The 22,765-nt window shown below is 70.5% G+C and carries 16 protein-coding genes; 8 read left to right on the forward strand and 8 right to left on the reverse strand.

Going from position 1 to position 22,765, the window contains the following annotated elements; translation table 11 throughout:
- Window positions 1-88 precede the first annotated feature (88 nt).
- Entirely contained in the window at window positions 89-1,615 is a 1,527-nt protein-coding gene (locus LXT23_RS47190; protein WP_253987118.1) for a hypothetical protein, read from the forward strand.
- Window positions 1,616-1,636: 21 nt separating this feature from the next.
- A complete protein-coding gene (locus LXT23_RS47195; protein ID WP_253987119.1) occupies window positions 1,637-3,001 on the forward strand; it encodes a serine/threonine-protein kinase in 1,365 nt (454 codons plus the stop codon).
- Window positions 3,002-3,016: 15 nt separating this feature from the next.
- Here LXT23_RS47195 and LXT23_RS47200 read toward each other — a convergent pair whose 3' ends face one another.
- Both LXT23_RS47200 and LXT23_RS47205 read right to left on the reverse strand, forming a co-directional pair.
- On the reverse strand, window positions 3,017-4,435 hold the full coding sequence (locus LXT23_RS47200; protein WP_253987120.1) for a sigma 54-interacting transcriptional regulator: 1,419 nt from the start codon (window positions 4,433-4,435) through the stop codon (window positions 3,017-3,019).
- Window positions 4,436-4,547: 112 nt separating this feature from the next.
- The gene (locus LXT23_RS47205; protein WP_253987121.1) at window positions 4,548-5,174 is read right to left on the reverse strand and encodes an alpha/beta hydrolase; all 627 of its coding nucleotides are present in this window, start codon (window positions 5,172-5,174) and stop codon (window positions 4,548-4,550) included.
- A gap of 201 nt (window positions 5,175-5,375) precedes the next feature.
- On the opposite strand from LXT23_RS47205, the gene LXT23_RS47210 reads away from it, so the two are divergent.
- Both LXT23_RS47210 and LXT23_RS47215 read left to right on the forward strand, forming a co-directional pair.
- Window positions 5,376-6,359, forward strand: coding sequence for a hypothetical protein (locus LXT23_RS47210; protein ID WP_253987122.1), 984 nt, complete (start codon window positions 5,376-5,378; stop codon window positions 6,357-6,359).
- Between the two features lie 125 nt (window positions 6,360-6,484).
- The gene (locus tag LXT23_RS47215; RefSeq protein WP_253987123.1) at window positions 6,485-7,552 is read left to right on the forward strand and encodes a hypothetical protein; all 1,068 of its coding nucleotides are present in this window, start codon (window positions 6,485-6,487) and stop codon (window positions 7,550-7,552) included.
- Between the two features lie 30 nt (window positions 7,553-7,582).
- On the opposite strand, the gene LXT23_RS47220 is transcribed toward LXT23_RS47215, so the two are convergent.
- On the reverse strand, window positions 7,583-8,230 hold the full coding sequence (locus LXT23_RS47220) for a hypothetical protein (protein WP_253987124.1): 648 nt from the start codon (window positions 8,228-8,230) through the stop codon (window positions 7,583-7,585).
- 127 nt (window positions 8,231-8,357) lie between these two features.
- On the opposite strand from LXT23_RS47220, the gene LXT23_RS47225 reads away from it, so the two are divergent.
- Window positions 8,358-9,044 carry a TetR/AcrR family transcriptional regulator gene (locus LXT23_RS47225; RefSeq protein ID WP_253987125.1) on the forward strand — a complete coding sequence of 229 codons (687 nt, stop codon included), beginning with the start codon at window positions 8,358-8,360 and terminating at the stop codon, window positions 9,042-9,044.
- A gap of 182 nt (window positions 9,045-9,226) precedes the next feature.
- The gene (locus LXT23_RS50575) at window positions 9,227-10,429 is read left to right on the forward strand and encodes a thrombospondin type 3 repeat-containing protein (protein ID WP_253987126.1); all 1,203 of its coding nucleotides are present in this window, start codon (window positions 9,227-9,229) and stop codon (window positions 10,427-10,429) included.
- 46 nt (window positions 10,430-10,475) lie between these two features.
- Here the strand turns inward: LXT23_RS50575 and LXT23_RS47235 are convergent, their stop codons facing one another.
- Both LXT23_RS47235 and LXT23_RS47240 read right to left on the reverse strand, forming a co-directional pair.
- Window positions 10,476-11,249: a metal-dependent hydrolase gene (locus tag LXT23_RS47235; protein WP_253987127.1), complete on the reverse strand. Its 774-nt coding sequence runs from the start codon at window positions 11,247-11,249 to the stop codon at window positions 10,476-10,478.
- Between the two features lie 87 nt (window positions 11,250-11,336).
- Entirely contained in the window at window positions 11,337-12,164 is an 828-nt protein-coding gene (locus LXT23_RS47240) for a helix-turn-helix domain-containing protein (RefSeq protein WP_253987128.1), read from the reverse strand.
- Window positions 12,165-12,337: 173 nt separating this feature from the next.
- Here LXT23_RS47240 and LXT23_RS47245 point away from each other — a divergent pair, with 173 nt between their 5' ends.
- Both LXT23_RS47245 and dbpA read left to right on the forward strand, forming a co-directional pair.
- The gene (locus LXT23_RS47245; RefSeq protein WP_253987129.1) at window positions 12,338-13,543 is read left to right on the forward strand and encodes a cyclic nucleotide-binding domain-containing protein; all 1,206 of its coding nucleotides are present in this window, start codon (window positions 12,338-12,340) and stop codon (window positions 13,541-13,543) included.
- 132 nt (window positions 13,544-13,675) lie between these two features.
- Complete coding sequence (gene dbpA, locus LXT23_RS47250; protein WP_253987130.1) at window positions 13,676-15,061, forward strand: ATP-dependent RNA helicase DbpA; 1,386 nt, start codon at window positions 13,676-13,678, stop codon at window positions 15,059-15,061.
- A 13-nt stretch (window positions 15,062-15,074) separates the two neighbouring features.
- On the opposite strand, the gene LXT23_RS47255 is transcribed toward dbpA, so the two are convergent.
- The 3 genes from LXT23_RS47255 to LXT23_RS47265 all read right to left on the reverse strand — a co-directional run bounded on the left by LXT23_RS47255 (window position 15,075) and on the right by LXT23_RS47265 (window position 22,745).
- Complete coding sequence (locus LXT23_RS47255) at window positions 15,075-17,126, reverse strand: hypothetical protein (protein ID WP_253987131.1); 2,052 nt, start codon at window positions 17,124-17,126, stop codon at window positions 15,075-15,077.
- Between the two features lie 106 nt (window positions 17,127-17,232).
- The gene (locus LXT23_RS47260; protein ID WP_253987132.1) at window positions 17,233-21,669 is read right to left on the reverse strand and encodes a M15 family metallopeptidase; all 4,437 of its coding nucleotides are present in this window, start codon (window positions 21,667-21,669) and stop codon (window positions 17,233-17,235) included.
- A complete protein-coding gene (locus tag LXT23_RS47265; protein WP_253987133.1) occupies window positions 21,666-22,745 on the reverse strand; it encodes a hypothetical protein in 1,080 nt (359 codons plus the stop codon). The genes LXT23_RS47260 and LXT23_RS47265 overlap by 4 nt, the downstream gene beginning before the upstream one ends.
- Window positions 22,746-22,765 lie beyond the last annotated feature (20 nt).

The following is a 22,765-nucleotide window of genomic DNA, read 5'->3' on the forward strand; positions in this document are numbered from 1 at the left end:
GAGGCCGGGTTTTCCGGGGGCTGGCTCGGCACGTGCTTTCCCGCCGCGCATCCCCGCCATCCCTGCGTCCCTGTTGGAGGAAAGCTCCATGTCCGTCCGTTCGTGTCGCCTGCTCCCTCTCACCCTGTCCCTGATGCTGGCCCTGTCGGGTTGTGGAACCGTGCTTCACGAAGAGGATGGGGCGGAGCTGGCGTCTCGGGAGTCGGACATCCGCATCGCCAACTCGCTCACCACGCATGCGCTGGTGCTCAACGCCATCTCCGCCAACCCGGACTCGAACGACAAGCTGGCGACCACGGGGCTCGCGGCGCTCTTCAACCCCGCGAACACCGTCCATGCCGCCACGCACCGGCGCCTGGGGGACCCGGACGCGCAGAAGTTCATGTCGTACCTGGTGAGCTGCGCGCTGCTGCCGGGGCAGACCATCAACTGGAGGGACCCGCTGTCGTCGCCCCCCGTCATGAGGCAGTGGGAGGGCAAGGCGGGGCTGTGCCCGCAGTGGGCGACCTCCGCGCCCACGTCGGACTGTCTGGAGCGGGTGTCCTCCTGCCTGCTGGCGCGCAACAACGCCCTGGGCCAGCGCGTGGAGCTGTCCATGCGGGGAGAGCACGCGATGGGCACCTTCGCCAACGTCTACACGCTGGAGGCCCAGACGCGCCCCGCGGAGCACGACCCGGTCTCCTCGGTGCACCTGTCCAGCTTCCAGGCGTGCGGCTCCGGCCAGAGCGGTCCGCTGCGCGACTGCGGCTGGAAGGCGGATGGAATCGGCGTCTGCGATGCGAGCGGCACGGTGCTCATCGGCGCGGGCGGGCCGACGTCCTGCTCCGGGCCGGCGCCCACGCTGGGCTCCAGCACGACCTTCCCGACGGTCCTTCGCGTGTGCCGCGGCGTCGCGGGCTGCAACCATGCCGATGCGCGCAACCTGGGTGAGGCGACGGGGAGCTGCTCCGGCACGTCGCCGGTGCCGGTGGCCACCATCTCCTGCACGCCGGGGACGTACTTCAGCGTGATGACCGCGCCCTGGAGCAGCACCACGGCGCACGGGACGGTCGACGTGGACGTGTCCGCTGGCTCCACCGCCCGCTACGCCCTGCCGGAGACGGAGGTGTACGGCGTGCGCGAGGGGGCCTTCTACGGCACCGTGTTCGGCCGCATGGTGGGCGGTGTCTCCTCGGTGCTCGCCCGGGGCGTCAACGTGGACGTGCAGGTGGTGCGCACGGGGGAAACGGTGCAGTACCACGTGGTGGGGGACACCCTGGAGCTCAAGGGCTCCATCTATACGAAGATGTTCTCCTGCTACGACCCGGACTGGGCGAGCGGGCCGGCATACTCGGCCAGCCGGCTGTGCGCGCTGCCGGATTCCACCATGCCCGGGCAGAGCCGGAACTGCGCCGCCCGGGTGACGGGGGCGTGCTTCACCTCGCTCAATCCGCCGACGCCGGGGCAGTGTGCCCTCCAGGAGGGGCCGGTGACGCCCGGTGACAGGGACTACGAGCAGTGCACGGACACGTATGGGAATGTCTGGATGCACCCGGTGACGACCTTCCTCCACGCGGCCTGCGACACGGTGCCGGAGCGGCCCGCGGACGGAGCCGTGTGCCAGCAGACGCGGTAGCCGGTCACCGCGAGCGTCCTCATGGCGCCTGGAGGAGAAGAACCGCTGTACGGTGAGGAGCTGGGCGCCGGTGCCCTGGTGGGGCGCTGGGTGGTGGAGCGTGTCCACTACCGCGGGCCCGTCTCCACGCTGTACCGCGCCCGGGACTCGCACTCGGGCGCGGCGGCGGCGCTGAAGGTGCTGCACTCGCAGTCCGCCGCCACCGTCACCGCGCTGCGCCGCTTCCGTCGGGAAGCGGCCACGCTCCAGCGGCTGAGCCACCCGAACGTCGTCGGTGTGCTCGGCTTCGGGGAGCTGCCGGACGGCCGGCCCTTCATCGCGATGGAGTGGTTGGAGGGGAGGGACCTCGCCGCCGAGCTGGCCGCGCGTGGGCCGCTGTCCCCCGACGAGGCGCTGGAGGTGGTGGAGCAGGTGGGCGCCGCGCTCCGGGCCGCACACGGCGCGGGCGTGGTGCACCGTGACTTGAAGGCGCAGAACGTGGTGCGCGTGTCGGGCAGGGGCGAGGCGCTCCACGTGAAGCTGGTGGACTTTGGCGTGGCCAAGGGGCTGACGCCGGATGCACCGGGCGCCTCGACGCTCACCCACACCGGCGTGGCGCTGGGCACGCCGCTGTCCATGGCGCCCGAGCAGATTCGCGGTGAGCCCCCCGATGCGCGCACGGACCTGTATGCGCTCGGGGTGCTCCTGTTCCAGCTCGTGACGGGACGGCCTCCCTTCCAGGGCACCACGCGGCACGAGGTGGAGGAGCAGCACCTGCACGCGCCGCCTCCGCGCCCGGGTGAGCATGCGCCCGTGCCGGCCGCGCTCGACGCGGTGGTGCTGCGCTGCCTGGCGAAGCAGCGCGAGGACCGCTACCCGGACGTGGATGCGCTGCTGGAGGAGCTGCGAGGTGCCGTGCGAGGGGGGCACGCACTGGCACGGGCCGGGCACGCGGTCGCGCTGTACGCGGAGGCGCGGCTCAAGGGCGCACCGGCGGCCGCCGCGCTGGAGCGGCTGGATGCGCTGCTGGAGCGCGCGAGCGTGGCGGCGCGCGGCGCGGGGCTGGACGTGCGCGTGGAGGGCAGTGGCTGCATCCTGGCCGTGGCCGCGCTGCCGGAGGACGCGGCTGGCGCGCGGGCCGTGCGTGCGCGGGTGCTGGCGGCGGCGCTGGAGCTGGTGGAGGAGACGGCGAGGCCGGGGCCGGTGGAGCTGGCCGTCACCCTCCACATGGACCGGCTGCCAGCGAGGGAGGTGCCCGGGGGGCTGCTGCACCTGCCCTCATGGGTGACGGAGTCAACGGGCCCGGGGCTGGTGGCCACCGGGGCGGTGCTGGAGGGGCTGCACGCGGGCTTCGTCACCGAGCCCACTGCGGGGGAGGGGCGCTCGCGCGTCACGGGGCTGCGCTGACGCCACGCCCTCCGCTCATGGCTTGATGCCGTGACGGCGCAGCAGCCGGTACAGGTGGACGCGGTCCATGCCGGCGGTGACGGCGGCCTGGGCCACCTTGCCCTGGTGCTTCTCCAGCAGCGCGCGCAGGTAGCGCCGCTCGAAGTCGTCCACCATGCGGCGGCGCTGCTCCGCGTACGGCTGGGACGGGTCCACCTCGGGAGGGCCCCCGCGCTGGGCTTCCTCCTCGGTGAGGTCCACTGCCTCTTCGAACACGAGGCACCGCTCGAGGTAGTTGCGCAGCTCGCGCACGTTGCCCGGCCAGGCCGCGTGCCGCAGCCGCGCGACGAAGTCCGGCGTGCGCAGGGAGGCGGTGCGCTCGCGGTCCGCGCCCAGCGAGTCGAGGATGCCCTCCACCAGCAGCGGCAGGTCCTCCGGGCGCTGACGCAGCGGGGGCAGGGGAATGCGCAGCACCGCGAGCCGGAAGAAGAGGTCCGAGCGGAAGCGGCCCGCATTCACCTCCGCGCGCACGTCGCGGTGCGTGGCGGCGATGATGCGCACGTCCACCGGCAGGTGCGTGTTGCTGCCCACGCGGCGAATCTCGCGGTTCTCCAGCACGCGCAGCAGCTTGGGCTGGAGCTCCGCAGGCAGCTCGCCAATCTCATCCAGGAAGACGGTGCCGCCCGCGGCCTCCTCGAAGGCGCCCACGCGGCGCTGGAGCGCGCCGGTGAAGGCGCCCTTCTCATGGCCGAACAGCTCGCTCTCCAGCAGGTGCGAGGGGATGGCGCCGCAGTCCACCACCAGGAAGGGCGCTTCGCTGCGGCGGCTGGCCTGGTGGATGGCGAGCGCAGCCTGGCTCTTGCCGGTGCCCGTCTCTCCCTCCAGCAGCACTGTCACGTCCCGCGCCGCCGCGCGCTCCATCATCGCGAAGCACCCGCGCATGGGCACCGACGCGCCCACCAGCGTGCCGAAGCGCGTGCTCTCCGACAGGGACAGCCGGTTGTTCTCCGCGCTGAAGTCGAAGCGCAGCACGACGCGCCCCAGCCGCAGCAGCGTGCCGCTGCGAAGGACGCCTTCCATCACCTGCACGCCGTCCACGATGACGCCGTTGAGGCTGTCCAGGTCCTTCACCTGCGGCCCCTTCGGGCCGATGCGCACCTCGCAGTGGAAGCGCGACACCGTGGAGTCTTCCAGCGCGAAGTCGTTGAGCGGGTGCGAGCCCACCGAGCACATGTCCGCCGTGGACTCCCACGTGCTCCCCGCTCCAGGCCCCTCCACCACCGTCAACCGGAAGCGGCGCACCGTGGACGAGTCATAGGCCTTCCGGCCATGCTCGTACGGCAGCGTCACGTGGAGCGCGTCCTGTCCCTCCTCCCCAACCTCCAACGTCCATTGCGTCTCGCCCTTCGCGTCCGGCGAGGTGGTCGCGGCCCGAGTCCGATCCAATGCAGACATGAAATTGAAGATACCACGCAGCCTGAGTTGCGGGGCTCTCCACCTCTGCTGGAAACGCACGGGCGCTCCCGGGTCGGCCGGCTCCCCTCCGTCCGGCCCATCTGCGTCGGGTTCAGGGCGTGTGCACGACGAGCTCCACCTCTGGAAATGCGGCGGAGTTTCCCTCTAGAAGGGGCGTGGAGCGCGCGCGCAGGTGCGTGTCAAAGAAGGCACGCACGTAGGTGTTAACCAGGGTTAATGCGCGCTGCCCCTCGAGTGTGCTCAGGCCGTATGTGCTTGCGGTTGCAGCTGGCACGTAGAAGCGGAGGAAGGAAAGGGCGAGCTCGAGGAACGGGACGTGGACTTCCGTCTCCAGGCGACCATGGAACGTGCCGTCCATGTTGAGCCCCGCCTTGACGCGCGCATCCGTCCGACATGCCTCCGCCGCGGCGGAGCCACCAAAGGAGTGGCCGAACGCGCCGACGCGGTCGAGGTCGAGCCTGCCCGTGAAGCGCGCCGCCGGGTCGCTGGCCTCGAGCGTCACCAGTCGGGACAGGTCGACGGCGTTGGGGAGCACGCCGGGGAGGACGTCCAGGGCCGCGTTGTCTGCCTCGGGCGGCGCGGTGGGCCGGGGAGTCCGCGTGTCGTCGTCGCAGCCGGCGCCAGCTCCCAGGCAGAGGGCCAGCGCGAGTGCGGCACCGAGCCGTTGCAGGGGATGCCGCCATGCGCCGTGAAGACGGGAAGAGAACGGTGGGTGCATTCGGACTGCTTTCAGGTGACGCGGCTCCGGCCGGCGGCGAGGTCGCGGTCGGAACACCGCGGGCCCATTCTTGTGTCGCCAGTGCCAGGTCGATTTCGCGCCGCACCGCGTCCGTGACGTGGGGGTGACGTGCTCGCACCGCATTGCGTGGATCTGCTTCACTGGCTCGCCCCCCTGAAGCACACCCCGAGAGGATTCCCGATGCGCTTGCAATTGCTGAAGTCGTGTCTCGTGTCGATGCTGGCCGTGGCCGCCGCCTGTGGTGGCGTCACCGGAGATGACGTGGCTCCCGTGCCGTCGCTCGGCGAGAGCACTGCGCCGGTGCTCTACCCGCCGCCCGCGCCCGCGAGCGGCAACATCGTGGACAGCACCGCGTACATGGGAAGGGTCAACCTGCCCGGCTCCATCCAGACGCAGTTCACGATGACCCCGCAGTACTTCTCGTTCAGCTTCGTGGTGCCCGCGGGCGCCTCGTCCACGATGAAGCTGGAGGTGACGCACCTGGGCAGCTCCATGTACCTGGACACGGGCCTCTTCCTGTACGGCCCCCGTCAGGCGAATGGCAGCTATGGCACCACGCTGGTCGCGGTGGACGATGACTCCGGCTACGGCCAGCTCAGTCGCATCTCCGCCGTCAACGTCGTCGCGGGAGGCGAGTACCTCGTGGTCGTGAGCAGCGGCTCCGGCGCGGGCAAGCAGTTCCGCCTCCAGACGAGCTGCCTGTCCGGCGGCTGCGTCACGCAGTCGGCCCCGACCAATTACACGCTCCAGCTCAACGAGCAGCCCCTGCCGCCCAACCTGGCCGAAATCCAGGAGGACCTCTACTGGGGCTGCGAGGGGGCCTGCTACGGCTGGCTGAAGACCTACGACTTCCCGTTCCCCTTCACGGGGCAGCCCACGCTGGCCATGGCCACGCGCGCCGTCGAGCAGATGCCCTTCTTCTCGCAGTACGGCTACTACGCCACCGGCACCTTCCCCTACGCGAACCTGGAGCCGCAGCTGCTGCCCATCTTCTCCACGCTGAACGTGCCGCAGGCGCTGCTCTCCACGTACTGGAATGGGGTGGAGGCCGTGCAGGTGGCGTCCTATGCCAGCCCGCTGGTGGGCTCGGACTTCAAGCTCTTCGTCATCCTGTTCCCGGAGTCGCGCCGGGTGGTGACCATCGAGCAGGAGCACTTCTGGTGAGCCACGCCTGAGAGGGCGCGGGCCCGCCGTGCGCAAAAGCGCTGGCGGGCCCGTCTTCGTCTGGATTATCGGTTCCCCTGTCCCCGGGGGATTGCACCCGGTGGCTTCTGGATGGGGAGACCTTCGTGAGCCGCGTTCGAACCGTTGATGAGTGGGTGAGCTGGCTCTCCACCTCCGACGACGAGGCGCTGGAGCTCGCCCTGGAGGCGCTGGGCGATGCGCTCGGCGCCCCGGACGAGGCCCTGCGGGAGCGGACGGCGCAGCTGCTCCTGGAGGAGCTGGTCCGGCCTGGCTCCCGGGTCCAGGCGCCCATCCTGTCCCTGTTGCAGGTGGCCTGGTGGCCGCCGCCCGAGCACCTCGCCGCGCGCGCCATGGACGCGGTGCTGGCGGCGCTGGCTCGGATGGCCGTCGAGGCGCCAGGCGTGGAGGAGGCGGCGCTGCTGCTGGCCAGCCTGTGCCGCGCGGCGCCCGGCCAGCTGCCCACCCTGGAGGCGGCGCTGAGCCACGCGCATCCCGCCGTCCGGCGCGCCGCCGCGGGCGCCACAGGAGGCCTCGGAGACGCGGCGCTGTCGATGCTGCCGCAGCTGCTGGCACGGCTGGCCGACGAGGAGCCCGTGGCAGGTGCGGCGCTGGAGTCGCTCGGTGCGTTGGCCCTCCTGGCACCGGACCTCACCACGCCCGCGCTGGTGGAACAGGTGCGCAAGGCAGATGGCGCACGGCAGTACCTCGCGCTGGTCTCGCTCCGGGGGCTGCTGGAGGAGGTGCGCCGTCAGGGACGCTCAGCCCCTGTCCTCCGGGACCTGGAGCCCGCGCTGCTGCGCGCGGCGGACGATGTCCAGTCTACCCTCCGCCTGGAAGCGGTGTCGCTCTTGGGGATGGCCGGCCCGGCCTCTTCGGGCGTGTTGGACGTGCTGCGCCGCCACCTCCAGGACTCGAACCCCGACGTGGCGGCGGTCGCCGCCGTGGCCCTGCTGCGGCATGCTGCCTTTTCGCAGGAGGCCCTCTCCGTGTTGGAGGGCCAGCTGTGCTCGGGCGATGAGCCGGAGCTGCAGGGCGCCGCGCTGGGCGCGCTGGAAGGCGTGGAGCACGACACCCTGACGCGGGCGAAGGCGATGCTGGAGTCGGTGGCGCGCAGTCAGACGGGCGCTACGCGCAGCGCGGTGCGTGAGCTGCTCGAGGCGCTGGAGGGGTGACTCCCGCGGGAGTCACCCGGAGCCCGTCTTTCAGAGGACGACGAGCAGGCCCAGCGACGCGGTGGGGTACACCTGGCGCAGGCGCAGGTCACCGGCCTGGACCTGGAGCTCTCGCACGTCCGTGAAGGTGAAGCCCGGGCCCACGCGCGCGGACAGGCCCACGCGGCCCGCGCCCGGCCGCCACATGACGCCCGCGGCGGGCTCCAGGAACGCCGTCGTGGTGGCGCTCTCCGAGGGGCCCTTGCCCGAGCGGCTGACGAACTCCTCGAAGCCGGCCGTCAGGCCCACGAAGGGGCGCAGCGTGCCGTTGGCGAACGAGCCCAGGGTGTAGCGGCCGTCCACGCCCACCGCGTAGTTCAGCTTCACCTGGCTGCGGCCCACGCCGTCGAAGCGCGTCTTCGCCCCCAGCGAGTTGCCCCACTGGCCCGCGCGGCCCATCAGGCCGAAGGACAGCGGTCCCTCCCTGGAGGGCGCGATGTCCATGCGGATGCCGTACATGGACCCGTCCAGCGCGGGCGGCATCACCTCCAGGAGCAACGCGCTCTGGCGCTCCCGCTCGTGGCCGGGAATCTGCTCTCCAGGGGCCTCATCGTCGGCGAGCACCGGCGACGCCAGCAGGGGGACCGCCAGCAGGACGGCCTTGGACACCTTCAGGGACTTCAGGGACGGGACGCGCATCGGTTGCCTCCAGGTTTTAGTCGCTCGACTAAATTAGCTACACGACTAACTAAGGCTCGTGACGCGTCCTGTCAAGACGCTCGCGGGAGGGCTTGCCGGCCTACATCGCCTGACCTATGGACACCGTATGGCCCGTCCACGCAGCGGCTCGAAGGCGCCCGGCGCGAAACCGGAACCCGCGGAACCCGACGCCCGGGAGCGGCTCATCGCCGCCGGCTACCGCGTGCTGGCGGAGCGCGGCTACGACGCGACGACGGTGAAGGAGGTGGCGCGCGTGGCCGGGGTGAACCAGGGCCTGGTGCACTACTACTTCGGCAGCAAGGACGCGCTGCTGCTGGCCGTCGCGAAGGAGGCCCGGGAGAAGTACCTGGTCGACTTGAGGCGGCTGCGCGAGGAGACGCCGCCCGAGCAGCTGGCCGAGGCGGGCTTCGCGTGGGGGGAGCAGCTGCTGAAGGAGACGCCGGAGCAGTTCCGCGTGCGCTACGAGCTGTTCGCCATGGGGCTGCGCAACAAGGAGCTGACGCCCGCCGTCGCCGAGTCCCTGCGCTGCGTGGACGAGGAGGTGGCCCTCACGGTGGCGCACGCCCGCAGCGGCGAGGACGCGAAGCCGGAGCCGGTGGACCGCCACTACGCGGCCATCATCAAGGCGTGCGTGGACGGCCTGTCGCTGCAGCACCTGCTGGACGAGGACTTCGACCCGGCGCCGGTGTACGCGCTGCTCAGCCGCATCGTCCTCGCGAGCTTGCGGCTCGGGGACGGGGAGCAGAAGGCGCCCGCGCGCAAGGCGAAGGCCCCGGCGCGCAAGGCGAAGTAGCTTCAGACGCTCGGCTGCTGTCCGTGCAACACGGTTGTTGGTGAAGCGCGTTTCCAGATATGTGAATCAATTCCCGTGACGCCGCGCCGAGGCAGGGAGCGGCGCGCTCCGTGGAGCCATTGCCTGCAATAGGAACTCAGCCAGCAAGGTTCCATTCGCTTTCACAAGCAAGGGATGTCCACGTGAGCAAGAGATGGAATTGGCTTCTGGCCCTGGCGGTGGTGTGTCCGCTGATGGCCTCCGCGGCGACGACGGGCGACGTGTACCTGGTGCTGAAGAACGGAGGCGTCGGCACCTTCAAGGCGAGCGCGCTGCGCGTCTACGCGAACTCGGACTATGCCAGCTATAACAAGACGGCCTACAGCCCCACGGTGCCAGCAGCGCCGGGGCAGACCTTCACGGTGAGCTTCCGGGGGCTCTACGTCTGGAGCGGCTACCAGGGCAACTACCAGTTCGACGTCAACTACACGGACACGTCCGTCAAGAAGGTGACGGTCGCCGCCGGGACGAAGTTCCCCACGGGGACGAGGGCCTTGTACGTGTCGCAGCTCGGGGTGACCACGTACAACCCCGGCGCGGCGTATGCCTTCTCCATCGTCAATGACCCGCCGCCCGGCGTCACCATGCGGTACTGCTCCCCGGAGTACCCCAACCGCGCCACGGACCTGTGGGTCGCCTGGTCCGGGATGAGCTACTTCTCCGACTTCTCGAAGGCCGTCCTCCAGCGGACCACGCCCGGGTCCTCCTTCTGGGCCACCGTCACCACGGGCTCCTACGGCTTCTCCAGCCATGTCGACCGGGGCCGCCTGCCCTCGACGACCTACCGCTACCGCGTCGCCATCCACGACAACTCCGACGCCATCACCTACTCGGAGCCCATCGAGTGCGCGACGGCCAGCTCCGACGCGGACGGCGATGGCCATGTGGCCACCGCGCTGGGCGGCGATGACTGCAATGACAACAGCGCCAGCATCCACCCGGGCGCGACGGAAGTCCCGGGCGACGGCGTCGACCAGGACTGTGACGGCAGCGACCTCGTGCTCGGTGACGCGGATGGCGACGGCGTTTTGGACGCCTCGGACAACTGCCCGGCGGTGAGCAACGCCAACCAGTCCGACCTGGACACGGACGGAGCCGGTGACGCCTGCGACACGGACGATGACGCGGATGGTGTGGAAGACCTCGTGGACAACTGCCCGGTGGACGCCAATGCAAACCAGGCGGACGTCGACGGCGACACCGTGGGCGATGTCTGCGACCCGGATGACGACGAGGACGGCATCATGGACACCCACGACAACTGCCCCCGGCTGCCCAACCCCGACCAGGCCGACGCCGACCTGGACGGAGTGGGAGACGCCTGCGAGGCGCCGGAGCTTCGCTGACGTCCGGAGTGCCCCTGCCTTCCGGAACATGGAGGGCAGGGGATGCTCAGAGGACGGTGGCCTGTCCAATCGTGAGGAACCGCACGCGCTTGTCATTGGCGAAGGCCGCGCGCACCTCGGCTTCTCCCGCGAGCGGCTCGAAGGTGCCGAAGTGCATGGGGATGATGATGGAGGGCTTGAAGTACTTGCGCATGGCGAGTGCCGCCGTCTTCGGGTCCATTCCCCACCGGGCGCCTCCCGTGGTGAGCAGCACGATGTCCGGGCGGTACAGCTCGTGGATGAGGGCCATGTCGCCGAAGAGCCCCGTGTCACCCGTGTGGTACAGCGAGCGCCCGTCGGCGAACGTCACTACGTAGCCCAGCGGCCGGCCGCCCGGCTCCGAGGAGTGCATCGCCGGCACCGCGTGCACGGTGATGTCCCCCAGCTTGAACGAGCCGCCCACGTTGACGCTGTGGTGCTGCGCCTCCGGAATCTTCATCGCGCGCAGGTGCTCGCCGGTGCTGACCACCAGCGCTCCGCTCACCCGGGCCAGCTCGGGCACGTCCGGCGCGTGGTCTCCGTGCGGGTGTGTCACCAGGATGGCCGCCGGCTTCTCCTGGGCGAAGCGGGACAGCTCCTTCCAGGCCGCGGGCGTCTTCGGGTTCTCCTTCAGCCACGGGTCGATGAGCAGCCGCGTGCCGCCGGGGGACACCACCTCGAAGGCCGCGTGTCCGAGCCACGTCACCCGGAGGCCACCGGGGGCCGGGCTGCCGGCATCGGCGGCGAAGGCGGGGGCCGCCAGCAGGCACGCGGTCAGGATGAGACAGGGGATTGCATTCATCGTCATTCCTCGTCGGGATGAGCGCCGCGGGCGCGGCGGGTCGAGGACGCGAGGAATAGGCGGGCTGCGGCGTGCGGCGCTTGGGCGTTATTGACTGACGGCCCGGGCGTACTGCCCCGGCGTCAGCCCGACGATGCGCTTGAAGTGCCGGTTGAGCTGGCTCTGGTCGTAGAGGCCCACCTCGACCGCGACCTGCCCGGCGGGCAGCCCCCGCGACAGCAGCTCCCGGGCGTGGGCCACGCGCACGTGCGTGAGGTACTCGTGGGGCGGCAGGCCGAACTCGGCGCGGAACACGCGCAGCAGGTGGAACCGGTTGAGGCCCACGGCCTCGGCCAGCGCCGCCAGGCCCACGTTCTCCGTGAAACACTCGCGAAGCCAGTCCCGCGCCCGCTGTGCCGCCGGCCGGTGGGCAGGGCAGGGCACGGGCGGTGTGCGCTCGGCATACTCGGCGAGCAGCGCCTCGAGCGTCTCCACGAGCAGCGACTCGCACTCCAGCCTGTCGGACGAGCGCCGGGCCAGCGCCGCATGCAGCGCCAGGGCCACGGCCTCGGTGCGCCCCTGGCCCCGGGACAGCGCGGTGGACAGGTGCGGCGTGGCGGGCAGCCCCAACTGCCGCGCGGCCTCGTCCACCAGCCGGGGCGTGAAGGCGACCGACTGCGCGGTGACGGGCGCGTGGACCCGCATGTCGCGGTGGACCTCGCCCGGCTCCTTGAGCTTGAGGCTGCACCCGGGCGCGTGGGTCCACACCCGCTTGCGGTACCAGAAGTCGAAGGCCCCCGCGTACGTCACTCCAATGGCGTACTGAACGGAATGTCCGGTCCACAGGCGCGCGTCGTCCTCCACACGCACCACCTGCACGTCGGGGAGCAGGGGCGGGCGCCAGACGGTGACGGTGGGGGCGGGCGCGCGTCGCATCCCGGGCAGGGTACCGGAATTCCGCGTTCGGGCAGATCCAACGGTCGTCTCTGTGCCAACATCCCTGTAGCCCGTGTCCTTGGGTGCCGACTGCTTCCTGGCACCTGATTCCGACACGGGCCCGGGCCGGGGCCAGCATATGCTGGACGGTCTGACCGAAGGGGAGGCAGGACATGGCAGGAACGGCAGGCGCAGGCGGCCAGGGGTCAGGCGGCGGGCGCAGCATCACGCCACCGGAGGGCGCCTTGCGGGCGGTCCGGTCGTTGGTGGAACTGCAGCAGACGGACCAGGCCACGCAGCTCTACGAGGAGCTGGGGGACGCGCAGCGCGAGCGCCTCAGGAAGGAAGCCGCCCAGCGGCCGGTGAAGGAGCGCCGCGGGCTGGTGGAGGTGCTGCGGCGGGCGCGCGACTTCCTGGGCGCGGCCCGGCTGATGGACGGCGACGGCGAGGACGCCACCGTGGCGGACCTCTACGCCCAGAGCGGGCAGTACCCGGAGGCGGCGGAGGCGTACCTGCGCGCGGGTGAGGCGGAGCGCGCGGCGGCGGCCTTCGAGCGGGCCGGGGCGCTGGAGCGCGCGCTGGAGGTGTACCGGAGCCTGGGCGCGCGCGAGTCGATGGCGCCCGTGCTGGTGCGCCTGGGCCGTCCCTTCGAGGCGGCGGCGCTCTACCGGGAGCTGGGCCAGTCGCACGCGGAGGTGGAGGCGCTGGGCGGGGTGAAGGCGGAGGACCCGCGCTACGTGGAGGCGGTGGTGCGCATCTGCGGGCTGCTGGACGCGGAGGGCTTCACCCACCGCGCGCTGGCGGTGCTGGCGGACGCGGTGAGCACCTCGGGCGCGGCGCGGGCGGACCCGGCGCTGGTGACGGAGAAGGCGCGGCTGCTGCGGCGCATGGGCATGGAGGCGGAGGCGGAGGCCATGCTCGTCCGCCGCTCCGCGGGCGCCACGGCCCCGGCCGCCAACGGCTACAGCTTCCTCAAGGCCATCCCCATCTTCGGCGAGCTGTCCCTGGAGGACATGAAGGACCTGTACCGGCTGGCCCGGCAGGTCGTCATCACGCCGGGCGCGGTGCTGCTGGAGAAGGGCACCCAGGGCACGGGGCTCTTCGTCCTCATGGACGGCACCGTGGAGGTCTACAGCGGTCCGGAGGCGGACGCGCGGCACCTCAACACGCTGGGGCCGGGGGCGTTCCTCGGAGAGATTTCGCTCGTGCAGGACGGGCCCGTCTCCGCGCACGTCCGCGCCCGCACCACGGTGCGCGCGCTGCGCATCAGCCGCGTCGACTTCGAGCACTTCCTGGAGACGCACGAGGCCGCCGCGCTGCGCATCTACCGGCTCTTCACCCAGAACCTCGCTGGCCGCGTGCGCGCCCTGAGCACCTGACGGCCCCCGGCGGGCAGGCCCTGGTCGCCTGCCTGCCCGGTGGACCGGGCTTGTTCCCGGTCCGCCGGCTGTTACAAGGGGCCCCCAGAACCCCCGAGGCACCTTTCGCGCCTCTGCTCCTTCGAGGCCGTCATGGATTTCGCCGCGCTCCCGCTGTCCCCGCCACTGCTCCAGGTCCTCGAGGAGCTGGAGTTCAAGACCGCCACCCCCATCCAGGCGCAGAGCATCCCGGTGCTGCTGCAGGGCCAGGACCTGGTGGGCCAGGCCCAGACGGGCAGCGGGAAGACGGCGGCCTTCGCGCTGCCCATCCTGCAGAAAGTCCGCCTGCAGGACCGCCGGCTCCAGGCGCTGGTGCTCTGCCCCACGCGTGAGCTGTGCGCCCAGGTGGCTGGTGAGATTCGCCGGCTGGCCCGCAGGCTGCCCGGCCTTCAAGTCCTGGTGCTCGCGGGCGGCCAGCCCATCCGTCCCCAGGTGGAGGCGCTGGAGAAGGGCGCCCACCTCGCCGTGGGGACGCCGGGCCGCGTGCTGGACCTGCTGGACCGCGAGGTGCTGGGGACGCGGCAGCTCGCCACGGTGGTGCTGGACGAGGCGGACCGGATGCTCGACATGGGCTTCCGCGAGGACATGGAGCGCATCCTCGCCGCCATGCCCCCGGCGCGGCAGACGGTGCTCTTCTCCGCGACGTTCCCCCCGGACATCGAGGCGCTCAGCCGGACGTTCCAGAAGAAGCCCACGCGCGTGACGGTGGAGGAGGAGGGCGGGGGCCCCGCAATCCAGCAGCTCCGCTACGACTGCGCGCTGGAGGAGAAGACGCAGTTTCTCATCCGCATCCTCCGGCAGTACCAGCCCGCGTCCGCCATCATCTTCTGCAACCTCAAGGTGACCGTCACGGAGCTGGAGAAGGCGCTCACCGAGGCGGGCGTCAGCGCGGATGGCCTCCAGGGGGACCTGGAGCAGTTCGAGCGGGACAAGGTGATGGCGAAGTTCCGCAACGGGAGCACGCGGGTGCTCATCGCCACGGACGTGGCGGGCCGGGGCATCGACGTGGAGGCGTTGGACGCGGTCATCAACTTCGACCTGCCCATCCAGCCGGAGCCGTACGTGCACCGCATCGGCCGCACGGGGCGCGCGGGGCGCACGGGCCTGGCCATCTCGCTCGTCACGCCGCGCGACACGCGCAAGGTGGAGGACATCGAGCACGCCACCGGCGTGAAGCTGGAGCGCGGGGACGTGGAGGCGCTGCCCTCGGCGGACCCGCGTGGCGCGGTGAAGCTCGAGTCCAACTGGGAGACGCTCTACATCTCCGCCGGACGCAAGGACAAGATGCGGCCCGGAGACATCCTCGGCGCGCTGACGGGAGAGGCGGGCGGGCTCAACGCCACCGACGTGGGGAAGATCGAAATCCAGGACCACATCGCCTACGTCGCCGTCGCGCGGCGCGTGGCGCGGGTGGCCTTCCAGCGCCTGAGCGAGGGTCGCATCAAGGGGCGCAAGCACCGCATCGAGCGGGTGAAGTAGCGCCCCTGGCGCGTCAGGCGGTCGGCTTCTTCCAGTCCGTCCTCGCGGCGTGGAGGAAGAGGGCCTTGCGCCACTCGTTGCGCGTGTCCTCCTTGTTCTGCGGCTTGGTGCGGCACTCGACGGACGCCACCGTCCAGTTGCGTGCCTTCACCGCCGCGATGAGCTTCTTCCACTCCTTGGGCACGGAGATGCCGACGTTGTACGTCACGTCGAGAATCCCGCGCCGCGCGGCCCGGGGGTAGGTCTCGAAGTCGGGGAAGCCGGCCTTCACGGCGGGGAGGAACTCCTCCTCGTAGCGCGCCTTCGCCAACTGCTTGATGTACACGTCCGTGAGAGCAATCTTCGGCCGCTGGGCGTACTCCGTGTAGAAGAGCTTCGGAGGCATGGCCTTCACCTTGTTGAAGGCCTCCGTGATTTCCTGCGGAGTGGCCACCCGGGCCGCGTCCATGTTCTGGAAGGGGTGCGTCTTCGCCGCGAGCTTGTCCCCGGGCTTCGTCGGCTCAATCGTCTTGAGCAGGTTGCCGGCGCCGACAGTCACCCAGCCTTCCGTGTCCAGGTACATGTACGGCACCACGCCCTCCCAGGCGATGATGTCCTTCCACATGTCCTCGAAGGTGATGGGCGTCTTCGGGTCGCCCACCTCGGGCCCGGGTGCCGGGTTGAGGGACAGCCCGGACTTGCGCCGCTTCGGCTTGGGAGGCCGCGTCACCATGGAGGCGGCCTCCTCCGAGCAGACCCACTCCGAGTCCACGTCCCAGGACAGCCCTTCTCCCTTGAAGGGCGAATACTTGTTCTCGTCGAAGTCGAGGTAGGGCTGGAGGGGGCCCGGCTTGCCTTCGCGGCTGGCGGCCGCGAGCGTGACGATGGCGTACCCCTTCGGAGCGACAGCCGCCTGCGAGCCCGGCAGCAGCCCGGCGCCCCAGTGTCGCTCGCCCAGGTGGGCCTCGAAGCCGCCGTCGGGGCCGAGCTGCACCCGGACGGTGGGGGTGCGGTGGTCCGCCGGGGGCTCGGCCTGCGTGGAGGCCGCTGCGGCCTGGGGCGTGGGAATTGGCGGCGTCACGAGGGGCTTCGGCGTCAGCAGGGGCGTGGGCGTCAGCGCGGGGGTGACCGTGGGCGCCGGCTGCTCGGCCATCTCCACCACCGCCACCTCCAGCACGAGGCGCGCGCGTGGCGCCACGCCGGAGATCTTCCCGTGGACCTCCCAGGTGCCTTCCCAGGACTCGTCGTATTCGACTTTCAGCTCTTCGAGATGAGGCTTGGGCAGCTTGAGGAACTCCTTGTTCTCCAGCAGCAGGGTCTGGGGCGCCTCCGGAGCGCTCCGGCCCCAGAGCTGCCAGCCGAACTCGTAGCTGCCCTCTTCCTCGTCGCCCACGTCCGCGAAGTGCTCGCAGGTGTCGTCCATGAAGCCGATGGCCCAGTCCACGCTGCTGTTGCTGCGGAAGAGGTAGAAGGCGGCGGGCGCCCACCGGTGCGTGAAGGCGAACCGGCCCGCGCCGGACGCCACCTCGCTCGAGCCCTCGTCCAGCTCCACGACGCGCAGCTCCAGGTCTGCCGCGTTGAGCACGGACGCGAAGTGGGGCGTGAAGGTCACCAGCTCCCCGATGCGGACCTGCGCTCCCTCGGGCTTTTTCGAGTTGATGCCGCAGGGGATGTTGAAGGGGATGATGGGGGTGAGCTCGGCGCGCTCGGCGTGGGGGAACTGGGGGGTGACGCTGTAGCCCAGCTTCCCCTTGTTGATGAGCTTCTGGGCGATGATGTCGACGACGGGCACCTTGCCGGCGACTTCAATCCGGAAGTTGCCGTTGAGGTCGACCACCATCTTCGCGTCGCCCACGGGCGTCCCCTGCGGCGTGGTGGCCCCGTCTGGAAGCACCAGCCAGGACAGCTCGCAGGGCAGCGTCACCCCGGGCTGGAAGTTCTCGGCCTTCCCGGTGATGGGGACCTCGAGGCGCAGCGCTCCCGGAGCCCGGAGCGTGTTCACGATGGCGGGGGACGGCGTGTCGAAGATGAGGTGCGTGCGCGGCACGAGCACGAAGGTCAGGGCATCCCGGTAGCCCGCGCTCACGTGGGTGGCATCCGTTTCCCGTGTGGAGTCCCACGGGGGAGGCGTCTGTCCGGAGTTCTGCTGGGAGTTCTGTGGGGGCATGGTTCGAGAGCGGCGGGTGCCGCGGCTAGAGGCCCAGCTCAGCGAGCGTGATTTCCGGCGTGGCAGGCTCGGCCAGGATGACGCCCAGCACCGGGCGCGGGCCGGTGCCCTGCTTGTTGGGCCTGCGGCGCCAGGTGAAGCGGAAGGGGCCTCCAGCCTTCTTCAGTGCCGTCTTGGGGATGGAGGCCTCGAACACGCCCAGCTCCGTGCAGCGGCCGTACGCGGGGTCGCCCGGCGTCTTGTAGCGGATGGCGCTGTTGACGAGGGTGTCCTCTTGCCACTGTCCCGAGGCCGCGTCCTTCCGCTCACAGATGATGCGGAAGTCCGAGTCCGTGGGGATGAAGTGGCCCTTGCCCGTAAACCACAGCTCCCGGTCCCGGACCTCGTGGGTGAGCCCTTCGAGCCGTGGCTCGACCGTCACGGGCTCATGCTTCACGGGCGGCGGCGGGGCCAGCACCTTGCCGGGCTGGGAGACCTCGGCGGTGAACGTGAGCGGTCCGCTCCACATGGCCGGGATATGCTGACCCTGCTTGTCGACGAGCGGCCAGTCCGCTTGGAGGACGCTGCCCACGCGCTTGCTCTGGGAGGCCCCCGCGAGCTTGAAGAGGGGCTCGGCCACCTTCCACTGGTTGGCGTCTCCGTGGAGGACCACCTCCGTGCGGAGCGTGCCGGCGCCCATCTTGAGCTGGATGTCTCCGAACTCGAACCGTCCCACCGGCGGCAGGTTCTTGTCCGCGACGACCTCGAGGAAGTCGTTGCCACATGCGGCCTGCAACTGCGCCGCCGACGCGGTGAACAGGTCCTGCATGCCGTCCACGGGGGCGAGCGTCCCGGACAGGTGCAGCGCGTGGCCGGTGTTCGGGGCGATGAATCGCGGGCGGACGTGGAGCGTCTCTCCGAGCGTCTCCCCGGACAGCACCTCCGCGGCGAGCCGCCCCAGTGCCGGGGCAGGGTCGAACTCCAGTTGGAGGGCGCCGGTGGACTCTGCCGGAGGGGAATAGGTGATGCGGACGGCCCCTTCGTCATCCTCACGGGAGATGCTGAAGAGCTCGGGCGGAGCCGAGGGCGACAGCTGCCCCACCTTCTCCATCAGCGTGTCGAGCGCGGCCGGGCTGCTCGGCGAAGGGCTCACGAGCAGCGAGGTGCCGGCGGCAGACAGCTGGATCACCGTGAGGGGGCAGTCCTTCCCCTTGGGCGTCGCGGGCTTGCAGATGTCGCGCAGCTGCTGGAGCCGCTGGGACAGGGGGACGGCGAGCCGGAAGGCCGCCACGTCGCCATCGAAGACCTTGGTTCCATTCTTGCGCTTCACGAACTCGTTGAAGAAGAAGTCCCCGGTCACCTTCGGGTTGGTGCCCTTCTTCTCCACGCCGACGACGTAGCCGCTCTTGTACGTAACTCCATCGGCCGTGTGCTCTTCCGGGGCGCGCTGCGCGACGACGGGCATGGCCAGCGTTGCGGGCAGCGGCGGCACGCCGGGCGCGGGCTGCTCGCGCGGAGGCACCTTCCAGCACTCGAAGACGATGTAGCCCGCGAGCGCGACGGGCCAGTGCTCGCTCACGCCGAAGCTGCCGGTGGCAAGCGGGCGGAACGGACCCTGCTTCGAGGCGGCGGTGACCTTCTTCGTGCCGAGCGCGAAGGGCTGCCCGGTGAGCACGGGCTTGGGCACCTCGAACGTCGTCGCCTGCGTCTGCTCGGGCACGAAGCGCGTGTCGCCCGCGCCCGTCGCGTAGACCTCCCACTGTCCCCACGAGGGGATGCGGATGCGCGCCTTCGCCACGCCCTCGGTGTACGGGGCGCGGCACAGCACCTGCGGCGGCCCCGCCGCGCTTGCTCCATGCGGCGCCAGCCAGAAGGTGACGTCGGCGGCGGTGCCCTCGGTGGTGCCGTAGCCGTGCTGCACGAGGACGACCAGTGCCTCCATGCCCGAAAGCACCGGGGTCTGCTTCGAGAGCACGCCCAGGAAGAGGGGCTTGTCGTTGCTCTCGTCGCGCTTCAGCGTGGCCGGAGGCCACTCCTTCTTGAGGGCGATGAGCTCCTTCTCCAGCAGCAGGTCCACCAGCCACAGCGCCGTGACGGGGTGCATGTTGACGATGGACGCATCCTCGGGGAGCCGTCCCGCGTCGGTTCCGAAGAGGCTCTGCTGCCCGGCGCCCAGCACCGGCACCTCGCCGAAGGGGTCCTCGCGCGTGGCCGGGCGCGCCCACCAGCAAAGGGGTAGCAACTGCTTCTTGAGGTCCTCGACGGTGAGGTCGGGGGTGTCCTCCAGCAGGTGGTCGAAGAGGCCGGCCTCCTTGCGCGCGTCGAGCTGAAGCCCGAGCCCCTTGGGCGTCCACTCGTTCATGTGGTCCAGCACCAGGTTTCGCCAGCGGTGGCCGACGGCCTTCTGGAAGAGCTTCGTGCGGCTCTCCAGACGCTTCTGGCGGAGCACGTCGGGCGCCACCTCCACCGGGTCCGCGAAGAAGTCCGCGGACCAGAGCGCCAGCCCGTCCGCCTCGGCGGGCACGTTCAGCGTCACGTTGACCATGGCCTGGTTCTTCGGGTCGAGGGTGATGACCTCCTTGGAGAGGGGCTGCCCTGCCTTCTTGTAGAGGACCTCCAGCGAGCACGGCCGGCCCATGGGGCCCGCGAACTTGTACTTGTTGTCCAGCGCGAGCGGCAGCGGCCAGGTGAAGGGCTTCTCGCGCGTGTCCTCGGAGGAGAAGAACTTCGTGCCGTCGTTGAAGTAGTCCTGGAGCGTCTTGCCGTAGCGCGCCCGTTTCAGCGCCTTGACCACCTCCACGCCCGTGGAGCCGAGGATGGTGTTGACCTCGTTGTCCGCGTCCGGCGCCCCGTCCGAGGGCATCTGCAGAAAGTTGTCCTTGCGCTTCTCCTCCACCGCGAGGAGCAGCTCCTTCAGCGCAGGGTCCTGCTCGGCGAGGAAGTGGAACCCGCCGTCCTCACCGCTCAGAGAGAACAGCTCCCAGTGCAGGTAGCGGGGCGGAGGCCGGTTGGAGCCGGCGGCCGCGGCGCCCTCGACCTGCGGGGCGGCGCGCCCCTTGGAGACGAAGCCGAGGACGTCGCCCGCGGCCACCGGGAAGAGGGGCCGGTCGAAGGTGACGATGGAGCCATTCCTGAGGGACTCGATGGCCTCGCGGACGTCCTCGGGGCTGGGCTTGGTGAGTGCGAGCAGCCTCCCATCCTTCCTGCCCACGAGCGGGTCGGCGCGGTCCTTCACCTTGAAGGTCGTTGCCTCGGGGTTGAGCGGGGTGGGGGACCAGAACGTCTTGCCAGCGTCCTCGGCCGCCGGGTCCAGGTTCACCACCGCGCCGTGCTGCAACTGGAGGAAGGACGCGAGCCAGGGGGCCTTCTGGAACTCCTTGTCCGTGTCGGGCCCGCCGCCCCACTCGGGCGGGGCCAGATGCATGTAGAGACTGTAGAGCGGATGGACCTCGTCGGAGGGCCCGTTCTCCTCCAGGGCCGCCAGCTCGTGCTTGATGAGGACGAAGCCCAGGGGCCGGCCCTCCGTCGCCTCCAGGAGCAGCGGCGAGTCGCCCTCCTTGCCCGGCGTGAGCAGCCGCGCGGCCACGACGTAGCCGGGCATGGCCGCCTTGACGGGCACCAGCTCCTCGCGCGAGTCCGGCTCCAGGTGGAGGCCCGCGTGGATGTTCTGCTGCTTGCCCAGCGGGAAGTAGCCGCCCGAGCCCCCCTCGTTGAAGAAGTAGTACTTCAGCGGCGACTCGCGGCGCTGCGTGTCCGCGCCGAACGGGTAGAGCACCAGCGGCGGCGACTCGTCGGAGGCGCCGACGATGCTCGTGCGCTCGTACTCGAAGTGCATGTAGTCGTGGTAGTAGCCGCCCCAGTAGAAGCCGAAGCTCTCGAAGATGCGGACGATCTTCTGGGGCATGTCGAACGGCTTCTTGCGGCTGTAGTCGTTCGTCGCCCAGTTGATGTCGATGGCGCTCCCGAAGGAGTGGTTGGAGAGCAGGTTCTTCTTCGCCGTCTTCCCGCTGCCGTAGTCGACGAGCTCGTCGAAGGCCCCGTTCTTCAGGTCCTGCTTCGCGTACTCGATGTTCCACGCGCCGCCCACGCTGGCGTACTCGCGGCGGCCCTTGAGGGCAGCGTGGACGTCGTCGTTGAGCTGATAGCGGAAGTTGTAGCCGCCAATCTCATGCAGCACGTACGGCAGGCGCTGGGACTTGATTTTCTCGAAGGCCGCCTGGAGCAGCGGCGCGAGCTTGCGGTTGATGCTCACCCGGGGGGTCTTGCTCTTGTCGGGACCGAAGCCCGCGACGCGCACCTCGACGATGTGGTTCGCCTCGAAGCCCTCGACGAGCGGGTTGCCCAGCAGCCGCGTGGTGTTGGCGAACTTCCTGTTCCCATCCGTGCTGTAGAGCTCGCGCTCGAATGACGGAGGCCCGTACAGCGCGCGGACCGCCGGTTTGTTGAGACACGTGTAGGACGGCTCCTGGAGTGGATAGGTCATGGCGACCTCGTTTCGACGAACTTGCCCTGGCGCCACTTGCGCACGGAGGTGCGCTGACCCGTGTCCGGCACGCTGACCACCAGCTCGGGGATGCCGTCCCCGTCGACGTCCTCGAAGTCCGTCTCGGGCTGGTTCGCCGTGTCATCGCCGGGCAGGCCGCTGCCGTTGGAGAAGTCCTGCTTGTAGACCTGCTTCTTCTTGCGCACGTCGAAGGCGCGCGCGCGGACGGAGGTCACTCCGTTCAGCGTGTACTCGTGCTCGAACAGCACGACGCCCGGCTCCAGGGTGTACACGCAGGTCTCCACGGGCCGCGTGTGGTCGCACGCGTGCTCGGAGGTGTCCGTGAGGAGGTTCTTCATCCCGTCGCAGGACATGACGGTGACCTGCTTGGTCAGCCTTCCGTCCTTGCACGGCGTCTGGGAGCCCGCCAGCAGCACGCCCGCCTTCTCGAGGAGCCAGGACGCCGCCTCGATGGTGGGGTTCTTCCCCCGGGCCTGCCGGGTGACCTTGCAGGTGCGTGTCTCGGGGAGCAGATAGGGGCCCAGGGTCGTGATGAAAGCCTGTGCGCTGGGCCGCTCGGCCTCGACCTTCTTCAGCGCCTCCTCGGCATCCTTACGGGCCTCGAACCTGCCGACCGCCGTGACGATGCTGTCCTTCTCTCCGAAGAGGAAGCGTCCTCCGCGAAGCTCGTACGGGTACATCGGGTCGGAGGGTCTGAAGGGCTGGAGCGGCTTGCCGTCATCCTGCCGCTGACCAAGCTGGATGATGCTCGCCCGGCCATTCCCCCAGTTGGCATCGCAGGGCGACTCCGCACCGGCGCTGGCGGGGGCCGCCGGTGTGGCGGGAGGTTGCGGGGGGGCGGTGGAAGGAGTCGTGTTCGTCGCCGAGGGCGCGGGTGCCGGAGCGGGTGGGGGGGTGGTCTGGGCCGGAGGGGCCTTGGGGGCACTCGCGGGGGGCTGCGAGGCATCCGCGGGGGCGGGCGGCGTCACGCAGGCCAGCGTCAGCGCGGTGAGCAGAGCCGGCCACGCGCGGCGTGACAGTCCGGCCGACCAGGGGAAAGCGATGCGTGTGCTCATAAGGATTGTCCTGCCCATGT

It is taken from the genome of Pyxidicoccus xibeiensis (assembly GCF_024198175.1).
Classification (GTDB): domain Bacteria; phylum Myxococcota; class Myxococcia; order Myxococcales; family Myxococcaceae; genus Myxococcus; species Myxococcus xibeiensis.

What these genes read in the sequence shown, in the direction of transcription:
- LXT23_RS47205 (WP_253987121.1), bottom strand. Translation starts at nt 5,174, where the DNA reads ATGCACCCACCGTTCTCTTCCCGTCTTCACGGCGCATGGCGGCATCCC.
- LXT23_RS47265 (WP_253987133.1), bottom strand. Translation starts at nt 22,745, where the DNA reads ATGAGCACACGCATCGCTTTCCCCTGGTCGGCCGGACTGTCACGCCGC.
- LXT23_RS47245 (WP_253987129.1), top strand. Translation starts at nt 12,338, where the DNA reads ATGGCAGGAACGGCAGGCGCAGGCGGCCAGGGGTCAGGCGGCGGGCGC.
- LXT23_RS47225 (WP_253987125.1), top strand. Translation starts at nt 8,358, where the DNA reads ATGGCCCGTCCACGCAGCGGCTCGAAGGCGCCCGGCGCGAAACCGGAA.
- LXT23_RS47240 (WP_253987128.1), bottom strand. Translation starts at nt 12,164, where the DNA reads ATGCGACGCGCGCCCGCCCCCACCGTCACCGTCTGGCGCCCGCCCCTG.
- LXT23_RS47195 (WP_253987119.1), top strand. Translation starts at nt 1,637, where the DNA reads ATGGCGCCTGGAGGAGAAGAACCGCTGTACGGTGAGGAGCTGGGCGCC.
- LXT23_RS47220 (WP_253987124.1), bottom strand. Translation starts at nt 8,230, where the DNA reads ATGCGCGTCCCGTCCCTGAAGTCCCTGAAGGTGTCCAAGGCCGTCCTG.
- LXT23_RS47235 (WP_253987127.1), bottom strand. Translation starts at nt 11,249, where the DNA reads ATGAATGCAATCCCCTGTCTCATCCTGACCGCGTGCCTGCTGGCGGCC.
- LXT23_RS47200 (WP_253987120.1), bottom strand. Translation starts at nt 4,435, where the DNA reads ATGTCTGCATTGGATCGGACTCGGGCCGCGACCACCTCGCCGGACGCG.
- LXT23_RS47260 (WP_253987132.1), bottom strand. Translation starts at nt 21,669, where the DNA reads ATGACCTATCCACTCCAGGAGCCGTCCTACACGTGTCTCAACAAACCG.
- dbpA (WP_253987130.1), top strand. Translation starts at nt 13,676, where the DNA reads ATGGATTTCGCCGCGCTCCCGCTGTCCCCGCCACTGCTCCAGGTCCTC.
- LXT23_RS47210 (WP_253987122.1), top strand. Translation starts at nt 5,376, where the DNA reads ATGCGCTTGCAATTGCTGAAGTCGTGTCTCGTGTCGATGCTGGCCGTG.
- LXT23_RS47190 (WP_253987118.1), top strand. Translation starts at nt 89, where the DNA reads ATGTCCGTCCGTTCGTGTCGCCTGCTCCCTCTCACCCTGTCCCTGATG.